Source organism: Pedobacter folensis (genome assembly GCF_056490665.1).
Map to the genome: position 1 here is coordinate 90222 of NZ_JBWJIF010000005.1, position 16743 is coordinate 106964.

Genomic DNA, 16743 nt, shown 5'->3' on the forward strand with positions numbered 1-16743 from the left:
AAAGAATTGAGCAATAAAACACTTTAGCAATATAAAATGAATGTACTAATCGTTGAAGATGAAAAAAGCCTGGCGCTTGAAATGGATGAATTTTTGAGTAAAGAAGGATTTATTGTAGAGCATGCCTGGAAAAAATCTTCTGCAGAAGAAAAGATATTTGTAAACAATTACGATTTCATTTTATTAGATCTGGGCTTGCCCGATGGCGATGGTTTCGATATTTTGAAACAATTAAAATCGACAAAAGACCGGGATGACGCCGTAATCATTTTAACCGCCCGTAGTGCCGTCGACGACCGGATTAAAGGCCTTGATGAAGGTGCAGACGATTATTTACCCAAACCATTTTCGCTAAATGAACTTTTAGCGCGTATGCACGCCATTACCCGTAGAAAACATAAGTTAGAAAAAAACGAAATCAACATTCATAACTTCCTGCTCAATATTCAGAACAGGACCGTTTCATTTGGTGATGAAAGATTAAACCTCACCAAAAAGGAATTTGAAATATTTAACTATTTGGTGCTGAATAAAAACCGCGTGGTATCGAGAATGAGTTTAACGGAACACGTTTGGGGAGATATTTTAGAAGTCAATTCTGATTCCAACTTTGTTGATGTTCATGTTAAAAACCTGCGAAAAAAACTTGCAGCGGTTAGCCCGATAGACTGGTTTGAAACGGTAAGAAGTATTGGCTACAGGATTAATTGCTAGTGAGTTTGGGTTTAGCGTTTGGTGTTTAGCGTCGATCTATCACTGACTATTGAATCATTGAGCTATTGACCATCATCCATCTTACATTAAACATTTTCCATATAAAATGAAGTTACAGGTTAAGTTTTCTTTGTACAATGCAGTCACCAAAATCGCCATTATCCTGGTGTTGGGGGCTATCATTTTATTCTCGTTAGACAGACTTGCCTACAACCAGCTTGATAACCGTTTAATCAAAAAGAAGAACAAAATTATCGAGAATTTAAATGATGATGAGATCGACAGCCTTTTAAACAAAGAACAATCATTTACCGACTACAATATTTTAAAGGAAGAATTTATTGTGCTGACGGACATTCCCGACAAGCAAAAAGATTCTACCGCGAAGGTATTTACCGAAAAAAGAGAGATTGAGGGCGATATTGAAGTATACCGCATCTTAAACTATAAATTCTCTTATCATACAAATTGGTACAACCTCGAAATCGGAGAAACCATGACAGCACTCCAATCGATTAAAAATTCGATCCGCTTCTATATGCTGATTGTACTTGTTGCTGCGTTGCTCATTACCCTGGTGGCCGATTATACATTCTCTAATTTTTTACTCAAGCCATTTTATCGCATTATCGATAAAAAAATCAACCTGGTTGATGATCCTTCCCACTACAATTACCAGAATATACCCACCAGTACCAGCGATTTTAAAATCCTGGATAACAGCATAAACTCTTTAATGCGCAAAATAAACACACTTTTCGCTTTAGAAAAGCAGTTTATTGCCAACGTTTCGCATGAGTTACTTACTCCCATTTCAATTTTAAGTACACGCTTCGAAAATATGCTCAACACCCCAGATATTCCTGTAGAGCACGAAAACAAGATATACGCCTCTTTAAAAACACTAAACCGCTTAAAGGTGATTATCAACAGTTTGTTACTCATTTCGAAGGTCGAAAACAATCAGTACCTGAAAACAGAAGAAATTAGTCTTAAACAGGAAATCGATGATATTTATGAAGATCTGGAAGATCGGATAACAGATAAAAATATCAGTTATAGCGCCCATCTTTCAAAGGACTTTCATTTCACCGGAAATAAAGCATTGATCCATACCCTTTTAATCAACATCATCAATAATGCAATAAAGTATAATGTTGAGGGTGGTACCATTGCTATAACGGATAAAACGGAAGCCGAAAAATATATGCTCACCATTAGCGATAGCGGATCGGGCATGAGTGCAGCACTGGTAGAAAATGCTTTCGACCGGTTTAAGAGGGGAAATACAGAAGAAAACGGCTTTGGTTTGGGACTGGCTATTGTACAAAGTATTGCCCGGTTCCATAAAATAGACGTCGAAATTAAATCTGAAGAACAAAAAGGAACTAGCATTTCATTACTGTTTTAAAATAAAATTCAGCTGATCATGCAATCCGTACGGAGACAGACTTGTATTGAGGCTTTCTCGTTTAAAATGATCTGCAAATATCTTCTAAATTCATTATAAAACCCAGGCCGTAATGTAAACATCGGCACAGGATCATGTTTTTCTGGCAGGGGCTTTGCTTAATAATAAAAAAATCAATCCTAAAAGAACATATAATAATGAAAAACATCATCCCAATACTAGGAGCAGCCGCTTTGTTGATGGCATCCTGCCAGGGCGGCACAGCAAAAAAAACGCAGGCCAAAATAGATTCTACTATCGTAACCAATGCAGCGGCAACACCCGATTCTATTCAGTGTTACCAGTACATTAAAAACCGTGATACAGCTACCCTATCGCTAAAAACAGCCGAGAATAAGGTAACAGGTACATTGGGTTATAACTTATATGAAAAAGATAAAAATGCAGGCACTATAGCCGGTGTTGTTAAAGGCGATACCATAATTGCCAGTTATACTTTTCAGTCTGAAGGCAAAACATCAGTTAGGGAAGTGGCTTTTTTGAAAAAGGGCACTCAGCTGGCAGAAGGATTTGGTGATGTACAGGAAGTAAAAGGAGAAACCAAGTTTAAAGACCAAAGCAAACTAAACTTTGATGGCTCAATGACTTTTGACAAAATTGATTGTAAATAAATTTCGAAGAACCGTCATTCCCAACTTGATTGGGAATCTTAATGCCTAACAAACATGCTTTAAGATTCCCGCATACGCGAGAATGACGATTTTTCTATAATTGGAGCTTTAATTAGTTACTGCTTCCTTCGCTGCTTTCGTCCACTCTTCGCTTAACTTAAGCACATAATCAGAATATTTTTGTATTTCATCCGGCTTTAGCTTGCTGGCCCAGCCAGTAGCTTGATTTGCCCAGGCGGTATATTTATCGTTAATAGCTTTAATCTCCGTTGCGTTTTTACTTTTTACAGCTTCAACATACTCGTCCTTTAACTTGCTATATTCAGCAAGTCCCTTATTTACTTCTTCGCTTGAGAAAGTGGGAACCTCTGTTTTAACGGTTTCTGTTGTTTTCGTGGTCACTTTTGTAATGGTGTCTCCAGTAGCAGAAATTTCGCTTGAATCTTTAGTCGTTTCCGTTTTTTTAGTGCTTTCGCACGAAACCAATGTAGAAGCCAGTAAGCCTGCTGTAGCGATAGATAAGATGGTATTTTTCATAATGGATTTGGTTTTTAGTCCTGAACAGACGAAATATGATGCCAAATCACAAAAAATCCGGTCAAATACTTAAATATTATAACCGGATATCTAAATGATATGAAATATTATGATGCTATAACTCTTCAAACCGCTCCCAAAAGCCGTCAACTGGCAATTTGGCGAATATATTTACGGGTTCTTTTTTTACCGGGTGTATAAACTGTAAGCGACGGGCATGCAGGCAAATACTTCCTTTTCTGCTTCCGCGTGGATAACCGTATTTATTATCGCCCATAATCGGGCACCCCATTGATGAAAGCTGAACCCTGATCTGATGCGAACGTCCGGTTAATGGATCTACCTCCAGGAGGTAATAATCGCCAACCTTGGCCTTAACTTTATAAGAAAGCTCAGCCCGCTGGCTACCGGGAACTTCTGTATTATAATAAGAAACCACATTTTTCTGTGGGTTTTTAACCAGCCAATGCACCAAAGTAGCCGATTCTTTCTCTGGCTTATTCTTTACCACTGCCCAATAGGTTTTCTTTACTTCCCTATTTTTAAAAACAGCATTCATTCGCTCCAAAGCCTTACTCGTTTTGGCAAATAAGATGACACCACTTACTGGCCGGTCTAAACGATGTACCACCCCTAAAAACGCGCCATTGGGTTTATTATACTTCTTAGCGATATACTTTTTCACCTGCTCATCCAAAGGCTCATCGCCTGTTTCATCAACCTGCACAATATCACCCGCCCGCTTATTTATGGCGATTAAATGATTGTCTTCAAAAAGGATGTCGTTATCGGTAATTGGCATTTAACCCCTCCGCCCCTAAAGGGGGACTTAATTTTAATTATATATTGATTTATTCTTTTAAATATTAACCTCATCTAATAAAGGCCCCTTTAGGGGTTTGGGGTTAATACTGTTCTTTCTCGTTCGGAAAATCGTTTGCTTTTACATCACGGATGTATGATTGTGCTGCCTCTAAAATTTCATCGTAAAGATTTATATACTGGCGCAAAAACCGAGGCTTAAAGCCTTTGGTTAAACCAATCATATCATTTACCACCAAAACCTGTCCGTCGCAATTTTGTCCTGCGCCAATGCCAATCGTTGGGATATGCAAACTTTCTGTAACTTCTTTACCTAGCGCAGCGGGAATTTTCTCCAATACGATTGCAAAGCAACCGGCAGCCTGTAAAGCCAAAACATCTGTTTTTAACTTATTGGCTTCTTCTTCTTCCTTCGCGCGAACCGTATAGGTTCCGAATTTATAAATAGACTGTGGTGTTAAACCCAAGTGCCCCATTACCGGGATTCCTGCTGTGATGATCCGTTGAACGGATTCGATAATTTCTTCTCCGCCTTCCAATTTTACACCGTGGGCACCTGATTCTTTCATAATCCTTATCGCCGAATTCAAAGCTTCCTTCGAATTTCCCTGATAAGAGCCGAAAGGTAAATCGACTACAACAAATGCACGTTTAACTGCCCTGATTACAGATGCAGCATGATAAATCATCTGATCCAGGGTAATAGGCAAAGTGGTTTCATGACCAGCCATTACATTCGAAGCAGAATCGCCAACCAGTAAAACGTCTAATCCTGCATCATCCAGGATGGTTGCCATCGAATAATCGTAGGCCGTTAACATAGATATTTTTTCACCACGTTGTTTCATTTCCTGTAAAATGTGTGTGGTGATGCGTTTGATTTCTTTATGTACCGACATTGGATTTGTTTTGTGTTGCCAAAAGTATTGTTTTTTCTTTAAAAAGGCATAAGGTAAAAGGTTTAAGGTTTAGGACCAATCAACCTTACATCTTTTTACCTTCAAGCTTTACACCTTTATTTAATTTTTCTCTTTACATTCCCAATCTAAAACTCTATCTTTGTACCCCGAAATGGAAGGGATATATTCATCTTTTTTTGCACCCAGCAAAAACGGCTTTAATGCCGAAAGCCATTCTTTTTTCAACTCTTTTTTAAATCAAAATCCATATTGTAATTACCATGACTAACTACACCAAGTTACCTGCGATTTTATTACTGGCCGATGGCACAGTTTTTTACGGCAAAGCGGCCGGAAAAATTGGAACCACTACTGGCGAAATTTGTTTTAATACCGGGATGACAGGTTACCAGGAAATTTTCACTGACCCAAGTTATTTTGGACAGATAATGGTTACCACCAATGCACATATTGGTAATTATGGTATCCACAAAGATGAAATCGAATCAGGTTCGATCAAAATCGCCGGTTTAGTCTGCAAAAATTACAACATCGTTTATAGCCGCAAGGAAGCAACTGAATCTATTCAGGATTATTTCCAGAATGATAACCTGGTTGCCATTTCTGATATCGATACCCGTGCATTGGTTCGTCACATTAGAGATAAAGGTGCAATGAATGCCATTATTTCTTCTGAGATTACTGATCTTGAAGAATTAAAACAAAAGCTGGCCGAAGTACCATCAATGGAAGGTTTAGAGCTTTCGTCTAAAGTAAGTACAACAGAACCATATTTTTACGGTAACCCTGAGGCAAGCTTAAAAGTTGCTGCTTTAGATTTAGGTATCAAGAAAAACATTTTGCGCAATTTCGAAAACCGCGATATCTATGTGCAGGTTTTCCCAGCTAAAACTAGCTTTGCCGAAATGGAAAAATTTAGTCCTGATGGTTACTTTATTTCAAACGGCCCTGGCGATCCATCGGTAATGCCATACGCTGTAGAAACGATTACAGCAATTTTAGCGGTTGATAAACCATTGTTCGGCATCTGTTTAGGTCACCAGTTATTGGCTGAAGCCAATGGTATTGGTACCATGAAAATGTTTAATGGTCACCGTGGATTAAACCACCCGGTTAAAAACATCATCAAAAACCACTGCGAGGTTACTTCACAAAACCATGGTTTCGGTGTAATTCCTGATGAGGTTAGAAACTCAGATAAAGTAGAGATTACCCACATTAACTTAAACGATAAATCGATAGAAGGTATCCGTGTTAAAGGTAAAAAGGCATTCTCGGTTCAATATCACCCGGAGTCTTCTCCAGGTCCACACGATTCGCGTTACCTGTTCGACGATTTCGTTGACGTTATGAAAGGCGAGCTGGTTTGGTAGTATTAAGGTAGAAGGCTGGAAGGCGGAGGGCTTAAGGTAATAGACCGAAGCTTAAAGACCAAATACAATAAACGATCTGCGGATTTGCGGCAAAAATAAGCTGCCGATCCGCAGATTTCTTTTATAATCTATTTTCGCCCGTATAAAACATCATTTTACCGACATTTTCGACCAACTGTATTAAAATTCATTTTCTATTCATTTAAAGCTCCTTACATTCGCAACATGGAAACAAAAAAAGCCATTATCAGTGTTAAAGACCTGGTAAAAAAATATGATGATTTCGTAGCCGTTCAAGGACTTAGTTTTGAAGTTTACGAACATGAGATTTTCGGCCTGCTTGGTCCAAATGGCGCCGGAAAAACCACTACGCTCGAAATTATCGAGACTTTGAGGGCTAAAACATCCGGCGAAATTATTGTTGATGGTTTTTCTGTTGACAAACAGCCGCAGGATATTAAACAGATTATTGGTGTACAGCTACAGGCAGCTGGTTATTATCCAAATTTAAACCTGATCGAACTGATCGAACTTTTTGCCGGTTTATATGGCGCCAACATCAAACCGATGGAGATGCTGGAGAAAGTAAACCTTCAGGATAAGGCCAAAGCAAAATACAAAGCGCTTTCTGGTGGGCAAAAACAGCGCTTCTCCATAGCCACTACTCTGATTAACCAACCTAAGATTATTTTTTTAGATGAGCCCACAACAGGTTTGGATCCTCAGGCCAGAAGGAATCTTTGGGATCTGATTATCGAAATCCGTAATGCAGGCACAACAGTTGTAATTACGACCCACTACATGGACGAAGCTGAGCAGCTTTGCGATCGCGTTGCTTTTGTAGAACGCGGGCAAATTATCGCTTTAGATACACCTGACAACTTAATAGACAAACTGGTAAACAGCGGTTTTGAGCGTAAAAAAGAAGTTAAAAAAGCCAATCTGGAAGATGTTTTCATCAACCTTACCGGGCAGGAATGGAGAGAATAAGGCCCCTAGCCCCCAGAAGGGGGAACCTGAAACCTAGTGCATAATACATTTTAAAAAATATAATCCAGCAGAACCAACATGCAAAAAGATATACACGAAAGAAACTCAAACTCCCCTTCAGGGGCTGTGGGTTACAGTAACACCACAGCAACCCTTGCCCTTGCCAAAGCGAGTTTCAGATCGATTATGCGAAGCCCTTCGGCAGTGGTATTCACCCTTGCTTTCCCTTTAATATTTATTCTGGTCTTCGGATTTTTAGGTGGTGGTGGAACACGCATTGATGTTGGTGTGACCCCAGGCGCTGATTTAAATAACCCGGTGATGGGCATGCTGGAAAAAACAGGGATGATCCGTCTGGTAAAAGATAAATCAAAAGCCGAGTTTGATAAATTACTTGAAAAGGGAAATGTTGATGCCATGATTGATGTGCATAGAAAAGTAAATTCTGCGGCTTATTCGGTTAATGTGATATACACTTCTGCATCGAGGGATAAAGGCGGGATTTTAAAATCAGTTTTAAACAATGTTCTTTACGATAAAACTTTAAAACCTACAGTAGCAGAAATAAAAGAAAGTACCATTACAGGCCGCGAATACAAAACCATTGATTTTATCCTTCCAGGCCAGCTAGGTTTTTCATTATTGAGTACAGGCGTTTTCGGAACAGCGTTCGTATTTTTAAGTCTGCGCCAAACCTTAGTCATTAAACGTTTCTTTGCAACTCCCGTAAAGCGTTCGAGCATTGTTATCGGCGAAGGTATTGCCCGAATTGGCTTTGCATTAATTGGCGCCTTGTTTATTATCTTAATTGGCCATTTCTTCTTTGGCTTTACGCTTGTACATGGCGCACTTACGGTCGTCAATATGCTTATACTCGCTACGCTTGGTGTGATTGTTTTTATGGGCTTTGGTTTTATCATTTCGGGCATTGCCAAAAACGAAAGCATGGTGCCTCCAATATCAAACATTATTACCTTGCCCCAGTTTTTATTATCGGGAACCTTCTTTTCTATCGAAGCTTTTCCAAGCTGGCTACAGCCCATTAGCAGAGCATTGCCCCTCACCTATTTAAACGATGCCATGCGTAAAGTAGCTTTTGAAGGATTAGGTTTATGGGATGTTAAATTCCAGATTATGATCCTGTTACTATGGGGTATTGGTATTTATGCGGTTGCGGTAAAAGTGTTTAAATGGGAATAACTAAATAAAATAAGATTGTAAATGATAGCAAATCAGCTATCATTTTTTTTGATAAACAATTTTAATATCGGATAAGTAAATTTTTTAGTTCAACCGATAATTAGTACATTTGGGTATGTGGGAATTCGATTTAAGCGATTTAGAAGAGCTACTACCTCAAATAGACAGGCTGTACGAAAAAAAAGCCAGGTTAGAAACCTCGAGGCCCTTGCCCAATAGCGCGCTACGTCGCATCAAAGAAGACCTCACCTTAGAATGGACTTATAACTCCAATAGCATAGAAGGAAACACCTTAAGTTTGAAAGAAACCCAAATGGTTTTACAGGAAGGGATGACCGTTAAGGGCAAATCTTTAAGGGAGCATTTTGAAGCTTATAACCACGAAAAAGCCATCGATTACCTCTATACCTTAGTTAACAAAAACTACAAGCTCAGGAGTATCGATATTTTATCGCTTCATGGCTTAGTGCTCAGAAGTATTGAAGATGATTATGCAGGCCGCTTAAGAAATGGTGGCGTTCGTATTGTTGGTGCAAATTTTACACCACCCAATGCCAATAAAGTTTCTGATTTGTTAGATGAATTAATTGGCTTTGTTAATAATAATCCATTAGGCTTAAATGATATTTTACTGTCTGCTATTTTCCACCATAAATTAGTTTGGATACATCCTTTTTTTGATGGGAATGGCCGCACTGTAAGGCTTGCCATGAATTTACTACTCATGCGAAATGGCTTCCCTCCTGCTATTATCCTCAAAAACGATAGAAAGAAATACTACGAAGCCCTTAATCAGGCAAACAAAGGTAAATACCATAAAATTTGCCTATTGATGTTGCAGGCCTTAGAGCGTTCGTTAAATATTTATATAAATGCATTGCCAGGAAACGATTATGGAGATTATGAACCCATATCTAATATTGTTTCAGAACCTGACGTGCCATATGGGCAAGAGTATGTGAGCCTGCTGGCCAGGCAGGGCAAAATAGATGCCTACAAAGAAGGGCGGGATTGGCTTACCACAAAATCTGCCGTACAAAGCTATATCAAAACGCGTAAAAGAAAACGTTAACCTTTTTTAACTTTTCAGCGGGTGATATTGATGTAATTTTAGCAAAAAATATTTAATGAAAAGTTTGATCATCTTTTGCGGTATTTTACTGATAACCCATACTTCGAAAGCGCAGTTTAAATTCCTGGCCAATAACAGTTCCAACCAATACAAAGCCAAAATTTTTGTCGATAAATGTGAAGGAAATGCTTGCAGCGGAAAAGCTACAATTATTATTTATGATAAGATCTCAGACAGAGAAGTGAACACTTTCCACTCTGAAGATTTAGATTTTGGCTTAACTGAAACTCAAAATGCCAAACTTGGATGGCTGGAACTCGGCAAATACCAAACCCCTTTAATTTTTGGGGATTTTAATTTTGACGGCCTTGAAGATCTCGCCATTAGAAATGGCAATAATGGCGCTTATGCCAGCCCATCATATGAAGTCTATTTATCATCAAAAGGAAATAAATTTCTACTGAGTAAGGAACTTACCAAACTGGCGAGCGAAAACCTGGGCATGTTTGATATTGATAAAAAAACAAAGCAAATTGCCATCCATCAAAAAGATGGATGCTGTTTTGATAAAACCATCAACTACAAATTTGATGCTAAAAACGTACCATATGAAGATTCATCAGTTATTGAAGATTCGAGTATCGCAGATAACGTGACGGTGATTACTCAAAAACTTGTAGATGGAAAAATAAAAAGAACTGTGCAAAAATTTAAAATCAAAGATTATTACAATCAGTAGCAGCGGCTGAATTGGTGATTTGATCCGAGATATCGTCATTTCGAGTGAAGGGCAACGCAGCCGAGAACCACGATTGCTCAGCGAAGCTAAATCTATCTGGAGAGCACTTTTGATTTAGATCTCTCCACTCCGCCAGGTTTCGGCCGAGATGACGAACCTTTTCTTAAAGACTTTTCTATTTATAGTGCTGCTTTTACTAAAAAAGGCAATATTTCTTTCTGGAAACTAACAAAGTTCTTACGAACGTCAGAATCGCTAACGGAAGTAAATGCAAATGAAAACACAATGCTCTTACTAGCCTTGAGCAAAAAGGCCAATCCTTCTCTTCTTGCAGGGTTATTTTTAAAATTATCCAACTGCAGATAAGCAGCCAATAACAAAGCTTCCAGCTGATCGGATAAATGTTTTAAAAATTCCTGTGAGTTTGCATTTTCACGAACAAAATCCCAACCGATAAATTCATTACATGCCGTAAATGATAATCGGCTTGTTTTCATTACCAGTGCTTTTAAGTGCTCTTCTTCCGAGGCGTAACTTACTTTATTGTGCAATATTTCATAAAGGTTTTGATCGAGGTAATCCATCAGGATACTATCTAAAACCTGCTCCTTACTTTCAAAATATTTGTAAATAGTTGCTTTAGCGATACGGGCCTTTTTTGCAATTTCGTTTACACTGGTTTTGTGATAACCGTATTTTCTAAATAGTTCTTTGGCAGCCTTTTTTACTGTTTCTTTTATTTTTTCAGCTTCCATTTTAATTGCTTACGTGTATTAGTGTATTGCCTTGCAAAGAAACATTATATGCTTTTAAGCTTCTTTCTGCCGGTGCTTTTTGAGGGCTACCATCAAGCAGTGAAAATTTAGCACCCGAACAAGGGTCGGTTGCTGTTACCCCACTGTCATCAGGGGCTACCTTGCAGATTTTCTCCGGGTTTACGGTACTACAGCGATCGAAAGCAACATAGCCTCCAAGTGGTGTTTTTACAATCAGTAGTCCACCTACCCCGTTATTCGAAACGACCAATACGTTATTTACCGATTTCAGGCTAAATTCGGTTATCGTTACATTATAATTTACAGGCACATCAGGAATATAACCTTCATCTTTACCGCAACCTGCGGTAATGAGCAGTACAAACAATATGCTGTATAGGTATTTCATCATTAAATTAAAGCAGATTTAAATTGCTTTAAGAAACGCGAATCATTCTCAGAGAATAAGCGCAAATCTTTGATTACATATTTTAGATTGGCAATACGCTCTATTCCCATTCCAAATGCAAAACCACTGTATTTTTTTGAATCGATACCACAGTTTTCCAAAACATTTGGATCGACCATACCACAACCTAAAATTTCTACCCAACCACTGTATTTACAAAGCTGGCAGCCAGAACCTTTACAAATGGTGCAAGAAATATCCATCTCTGCAGATGGTTCGGTAAAAGGGAAATATGATGGACGGAAACGCACTTTGGTACCTTCTCCGTATAATTCCTGAACAAAATAAAATAAGGTTTGCTTTAAATCGGCAAATGAAACATTTTCATCAACATACAACCCTTCTACCTGATGGAAAAAGCAGTGTGCACGGGCAGAAATGGCTTCATTACGGTAAACACGGCCCGGCATAATTGCCCTGAATGGCGGCTGACCTTGTTCCATCATGCGCACCTGTACTGAGGAAGTATGCGTACGTAAAGCAATATCGCCCTTTTCACCACCTTTTTTTATAAAAAAAGTATCTTGCATATCTCTTGCAGGATGCTCTTCAGGGAAGTTTAGTGCGGAGAAATTATGCCAATCATCTTCAATTTCAGGACCTTCTGCCACTGTAAAACCAAGTTTTGCAAAAATCTCTACAATTTCTCTGCGTACCAGGGCTAAAGGGTGGCGCGAACCAATTTCGAAACCTTCGCCAGGTAAAGTTAAATCCTGTTGTATGCTTTCTGTTTTCGCTTCAGCATTTTCTGTAGATTCTTTTAAAGTGAGGTATTTAGATTCTGCCAGTTGTTTAAACTCGTTTAAAACTTTACCTAATGATCTTTTTTCCTCAACAGAAACCGATTTAAATTCGTCAAAAATTTCTTTGATTATACCTTTACTCCCTAAATATTTGATGCGGAATTGCTCTAACTCGTCTGCTTTTTCAGTTACGAAAGCATTTATTTTATCGGTATATTGTGTTATTTTATCCTGTAACATGGCTTCAAATATACAGCAAAATATCCAATAATTTTAGGGTTGATGAGTCCAAATAATCTGTTTACAATACCATTATAAAAGAAAATGAACCCATAAACTATAAAAGCCGCTTAAAGCGGCTTTTATAGTTATCGTAGATTAGCAGGTTTTAAATTACACCTAATTCTTTACCAACTTTGGTAAATGCTGCAATAGCCTTATCTAAATGATGTTGCTCGTGTCCGGCTGATAATTGTACACGGATCCTCGCTTTGCCCTGAGGTACAACCGGATAAAAGAATCCGATTACATAAATACCCTCTTCTAACATTTTAGCGGCGAATTGCTGTGCAATTTTTGCATCGTACAACATTACCGGAACAATTGGATGGAAACCTGGTTTAATATCAAAACCAGCCTCCGTCATTTTCTCACGGAAATATTTTGTATTATTTTCTAATTTATCTCTCAATGATGTGGTTTCGCTTAACATATCTAATACCGCGATAGATGCTCCTGCAATTGCCGGCGCTAAGGTATTAGAGAACAAATAAGGACGTGAGCGTTGGCGCAACATATCGATAATTTCTTTCTTACCAGAAGTAAAACCACCAGATGCACCACCTAAAGCCTTACCTAAAGTACCTGTAATGATATCGATACGGTCGATCACATTGAAATGCTCGTGTGTTCCGCGACCGTTTTTACCGATAAAACCAGTACAGTGCGATTCATCAATCATAATCAATGCCTCATATTTATCAGCTAAATCAGCAATTTTATCTAATGGAGCAACAGAGCCGTCCATAGAGAAAGCACCATCGGTAACAATAATTCTGTGTCTGCAATCTTTGGCTGCAATTAATTGTTTTTCCAAATCTTCCATATCGGCATTTTTATAACGGAAACGTTGTGCTTTACACAATCTCACCCCGTCGATAATTGATGCGTGATTTAATTCATCAGAAATAATCGCATCTTCTGCATTAAACAATGGCTCAAAAACGCCACCATTTGCATCAAATGCCGCAGCATATAAAATGGTATCCTCAGTACCTAAAAACTTAGAAATCTTAGCTTCCAGTTCTTTGTGCACATCTTGTGTTCCACAGATAAAACGCACTGAAGACATTCCATAACCATGATCGTCGATTGCTTTTTTAGCCGCTTCTATCACTTTTGGATGAGAAGAAAGTCCTAAATAATTATTTGCACAAAAGTTGACCACTTCAGCACCACCGCTTACTTTAATGTCGGCACCCTGAGGTGTAATAATAATACGTTCGCGTTTAAATAATCCAGCGTTTTCGATTTCTTCAAGTTCTTTTTGAAGAACAGGTTGTAATGTTTTATACATGGCCTTTTTATATGGTTGATTTTACGTCCAAAGTTATAAAAAAAAGTCTTTTCCGACCTAAAAAGGCAATTTTATCCCTATATTTTGCAGACAAACGTTTGATCAATTCAGTAATCAATGCCAATCTGGTGTTATTTTTAAAAACCGTCCATCCAGATTATTTTTTTTCGATCTTAACAAACTTTAACACACACCTATATGTATAGTCTTAAAAGTTATTCGATATTTATAGCTTACTAATCTAACTTATGATAAGAATTTGCGCGCTCCTGTTTTTTTGTAGCCTTACCAATATTATTTTAGCACAACAGTTTACCATTACAGGTACAGTTAAAGATAATAGTGGACAACCTATTCCTTTTGCTTCGGTTTACTTAAAAAGTACAACCAGTGGAACATCGGCAAATGTTGATGGGAAATACGCTATGAAATTAAAAACCGGCCAATATACTTTAAGCTTTAGGGCCGTGGGGTATAAACAGCAAGATCATATTATTAATCTTTCAGCAGATCAGTCGCTTAATGTAACATTAACATCAGAGAGTTATACTTTAGAAAACGTAAACATCAGGGCAAATGCCGAAGATCCGGCTTACGCCATTATCCGTAAGGCCATTAAACAGAGAAAAACACATCTAAATGAAGTTAAAGCGTTTAGTTGCGATGTTTATATCAAAGGTGTACAACGTTTAAGGGGTGCTCCTAAAAAGTTCTTTGGCCAGGACATCCAAAAAGTGTTAGAGCTCGATACCAACAGAAAAGGCATCATTTATTTATCAGAATCGCAAAGCAAGTTTAATTTCAGAAATCCAAATGACGTGCATGAGGAAATGATCTCTTCAAAAGTTGCCGGCAGAAATAATTCTTTTAGTTTTAATAAGGCATCTGATCTAATTATTAATTTCTACGACAATTACCTGCTTGAAAACAAATTGAGCGCCAGGGGCTTCATCTCTCCAATTGCAGATAATGCCTTATTTTATTATAAATACAAATTACTCGGCGAAACCAAAGAAAACGGAGAGCTGATCCACAAAATCCAGGTGATTCCCCGTCGTGAAAACGACCCGGTATTTAGGGGGATTATCTATATTATTGACGACAGCTGGAGAATATACAATACCGATGTTTACCTAACCAAAAACGCAGGGATCAATTTTATTGATACCTTAAACATCAGTCAGCAGTTTACCAAGGTTAAGGATGTTTATATGCCTACCGCCATTAATTTTCAGTTTGCGGGGAATGTGCTGGGCTTTAAAATTGCGGGTTATTACGTGGGTATTTATAGCAATTACAACATCGATCCAAAGTTTCCTAAAAACTTCTTCAATGGCGAAATACTGAAAATAACGGAAATGGTTAATAAAAAAGACTCCGCTTACTGGACCAATAACAGACCTATTCCTTTAACAGAAGATGAAAAAATTAATTACGTTAAAAAAGACAGTATTGCAAAGTTAAAAGAGTCGAAAAAATACCTCGATTCGATTGAAAAAGACAATAATAAATTCGGAATAGGCAAATTGTTACTTAGAGGGGTAAGTATTAATGACCGGTACGATAAGGAATACTGGTATTTTGACCCGGTGCTTAAAGCTATATTTTACAATACGGTAGAAGGTTTTGCGGTAAAATATGGGGTTACTTACAGAAAGGATTTCGAGAATAGAAGATCTTATTCCATTCGTCCTGAATTGAGATACGGTTTTGCCAACCAAAAACTTACGGGAAGTTTAACCGGGAGTTACTATTACAATCCCCTTAAAAGGGCAAGTGTAGGTTCATCATTCGGAAACGGCATTTTCGACCTGAACAATTTAGGCTCCATGACTGCATTGGGAAATACCATTAACTCGTTACTTTACGAAAAAAACTTCTCCAAATTTTATGAGAAAAGTTTTATTAACATTAATACCACCAGAGAACTGGCAACTGGCCTGCAGGGAAGCGTAAGTGTAGATTATAGCAAAAACAAAAGCTTAACCAATAATTCTACCTTTAAATTCTTCGATGCAAAAGATAGGGAGTTCACATCCAACAATCCTTTTAGTCCAGCTACTGAAACAATACTCTTTCCTACCTATAAATCGTTAAGTGCCACCGCGAGTTTAACCTATACCATTGGTCAGAAATACATAACCCGTCCTGATGGTAAGTTTTATACCGAATCGCGGTACCCTAGAATTACAGTTTTATACAAAAAAGGATTAAATAATGTTTTAAACAGTGATGTTGATTATGATTTTGTAAAGGCAGAGGTATATCAGGATCGGATTGGATTAGGTTTATTAGGCTATACTTCATTTTTGGTTGGTGCAGGTAAATTCCTAAACAATAGCAAAATGTATTATCCTGATTTCAAACATTTTTCTGGTAACATCTCTACCATCTTCCCGCCTAATTTAAGGAAGTTTCAATATTTAGATTTTTATCAGTTTAGCACCAATCAACAATACTTCGAAGCGCATTTAGAACATAATTTCGCAGGTTTTTTTATGAATAAAGTTCCATTACTCCGTAAGGCCAAGTTAGAAGAATTTATTGGTGGTGGCTATCTTTCGTCGCCCGAAAAGCGGAATTATAAAGAATTTTATTTCGGCATCCAGCGTCTGGTGTTAAGGGCCAGTTATGGTTTTGCATATGATGGCGGACGTAAATTAACACAAGGATTTAGGATTTCTTACGGATTTTAATACTGCTGGAGGTGTAGGGTTTAAGGCGTAGGGTAATGCCTTCTACCATAAGCCT

The 16743-nt window shown here is 38.0% G+C and carries 17 protein-coding genes; 9 read left to right on the forward strand and 8 right to left on the reverse strand.

The window, feature by feature from the left end:
* Window positions 1–36 precede the first annotated feature (36 nt).
* From AC04QZ_RS22990 to AC04QZ_RS23000, 3 genes are all read left to right on the forward strand, one after another.
* A complete protein-coding gene (locus AC04QZ_RS22990; protein ID WP_086547461.1) occupies window positions 37–714 on the forward strand; it encodes a response regulator transcription factor in 678 nt (225 codons plus the stop codon).
* Window positions 715–820: 106 nt separating this feature from the next.
* A complete protein-coding gene (locus AC04QZ_RS22995) occupies window positions 821–2125 on the forward strand; it encodes a sensor histidine kinase (RefSeq protein WP_478359616.1) in 1305 nt (434 codons plus the stop codon).
* Between the two features lie 197 nt (window positions 2126–2322).
* On the forward strand, window positions 2323–2796 hold the full coding sequence (locus AC04QZ_RS23000) for a hypothetical protein (protein ID WP_478359617.1): 474 nt from the start codon (window positions 2323–2325) through the stop codon (window positions 2794–2796).
* Window positions 2797–2904: 108 nt separating this feature from the next.
* On the opposite strand, the gene AC04QZ_RS23005 is transcribed toward AC04QZ_RS23000, so the two are convergent.
* The 4 genes from AC04QZ_RS23005 to AC04QZ_RS23020 form a co-directional block, all read right to left on the reverse strand.
* Window positions 2905–3333, reverse strand: coding sequence for a hypothetical protein (locus tag AC04QZ_RS23005; protein ID WP_478359618.1), 429 nt, complete (start codon window positions 3331–3333; stop codon window positions 2905–2907).
* A gap of 115 nt (window positions 3334–3448) precedes the next feature.
* Window positions 3449–4135, reverse strand: a complete 687-nt coding sequence (locus AC04QZ_RS23010) for an RluA family pseudouridine synthase (protein ID WP_478359619.1) — start codon at window positions 4133–4135, stop codon at window positions 3449–3451.
* Between the two features lie 103 nt (window positions 4136–4238).
* Window positions 4239–5054: a 3-methyl-2-oxobutanoate hydroxymethyltransferase gene (gene panB / locus AC04QZ_RS23015; protein WP_478359620.1), complete on the reverse strand. Its 816-nt coding sequence runs from the start codon at window positions 5052–5054 to the stop codon at window positions 4239–4241.
* A 120-nt stretch (window positions 5055–5174) separates the two neighbouring features.
* Window positions 5175–5300, reverse strand: a complete 126-nt coding sequence (locus AC04QZ_RS23020; RefSeq protein ID WP_478359621.1) for a hypothetical protein — start codon at window positions 5298–5300, stop codon at window positions 5175–5177.
* Between the two features lie 35 nt (window positions 5301–5335).
* Here AC04QZ_RS23020 and carA point away from each other — a divergent pair, with 35 nt between their 5' ends.
* From carA to AC04QZ_RS23045, 5 genes are all read left to right on the forward strand, one after another.
* Entirely contained in the window at window positions 5336–6448 is a 1113-nt protein-coding gene (carA, locus tag AC04QZ_RS23025; RefSeq protein ID WP_478359622.1) for a glutamine-hydrolyzing carbamoyl-phosphate synthase small subunit, read from the forward strand.
* A 225-nt stretch (window positions 6449–6673) separates the two neighbouring features.
* Entirely contained in the window at window positions 6674–7438 is a 765-nt protein-coding gene (locus AC04QZ_RS23030; protein WP_478359623.1) for an ABC transporter ATP-binding protein, read from the forward strand.
* A gap of 78 nt (window positions 7439–7516) precedes the next feature.
* Window positions 7517–8638, forward strand: coding sequence for an ABC transporter permease (locus AC04QZ_RS23035; protein ID WP_478359624.1), 1122 nt, complete (start codon window positions 7517–7519; stop codon window positions 8636–8638).
* Window positions 8639–8753: 115 nt separating this feature from the next.
* Window positions 8754–9710, forward strand: a complete 957-nt coding sequence (locus AC04QZ_RS23040; protein WP_478359625.1) for a Fic family protein — start codon at window positions 8754–8756, stop codon at window positions 9708–9710.
* Between the two features lie 55 nt (window positions 9711–9765).
* A complete protein-coding gene (locus AC04QZ_RS23045) occupies window positions 9766–10449 on the forward strand; it encodes an XAC2610-related protein (RefSeq protein WP_478359627.1) in 684 nt (227 codons plus the stop codon).
* Window positions 10450–10628: 179 nt separating this feature from the next.
* Here the strand turns inward: AC04QZ_RS23045 and AC04QZ_RS23050 are convergent, their stop codons facing one another.
* From AC04QZ_RS23050 to kbl, 4 genes are all read right to left on the reverse strand, one after another.
* Complete coding sequence (locus AC04QZ_RS23050) at window positions 10629–11204, reverse strand: TetR/AcrR family transcriptional regulator (protein WP_086547471.1); 576 nt, start codon at window positions 11202–11204, stop codon at window positions 10629–10631.
* 1 nt (window position 11205) lies between these two features.
* Window positions 11206–11616, reverse strand: coding sequence for a Rieske (2Fe-2S) protein (locus tag AC04QZ_RS23055; RefSeq protein WP_478359628.1), 411 nt, complete (start codon window positions 11614–11616; stop codon window positions 11206–11208).
* The gene (pheS, locus tag AC04QZ_RS23060; protein ID WP_478359629.1) at window positions 11616–12656 is read right to left on the reverse strand and encodes a phenylalanine--tRNA ligase subunit alpha; all 1041 of its coding nucleotides are present in this window, start codon (window positions 12654–12656) and stop codon (window positions 11616–11618) included. Before pheS ends, AC04QZ_RS23055 begins: the two co-directional genes overlap by 1 nt.
* Before the next feature lie 148 nt (window positions 12657–12804).
* A complete protein-coding gene (gene kbl, locus AC04QZ_RS23065; RefSeq protein ID WP_086547474.1) occupies window positions 12805–13992 on the reverse strand; it encodes a glycine C-acetyltransferase in 1188 nt (395 codons plus the stop codon).
* A gap of 248 nt (window positions 13993–14240) precedes the next feature.
* Here kbl and AC04QZ_RS23070 point away from each other — a divergent pair, with 248 nt between their 5' ends.
* Window positions 14241–16688 carry a DUF5686 and carboxypeptidase regulatory-like domain-containing protein gene (locus AC04QZ_RS23070; RefSeq protein WP_478359630.1) on the forward strand — a complete coding sequence of 816 codons (2448 nt, stop codon included), beginning with the start codon at window positions 14241–14243 and terminating at the stop codon, window positions 16686–16688.
* The last annotated feature ends 55 nt before the right edge of the window (window positions 16689–16743 follow it).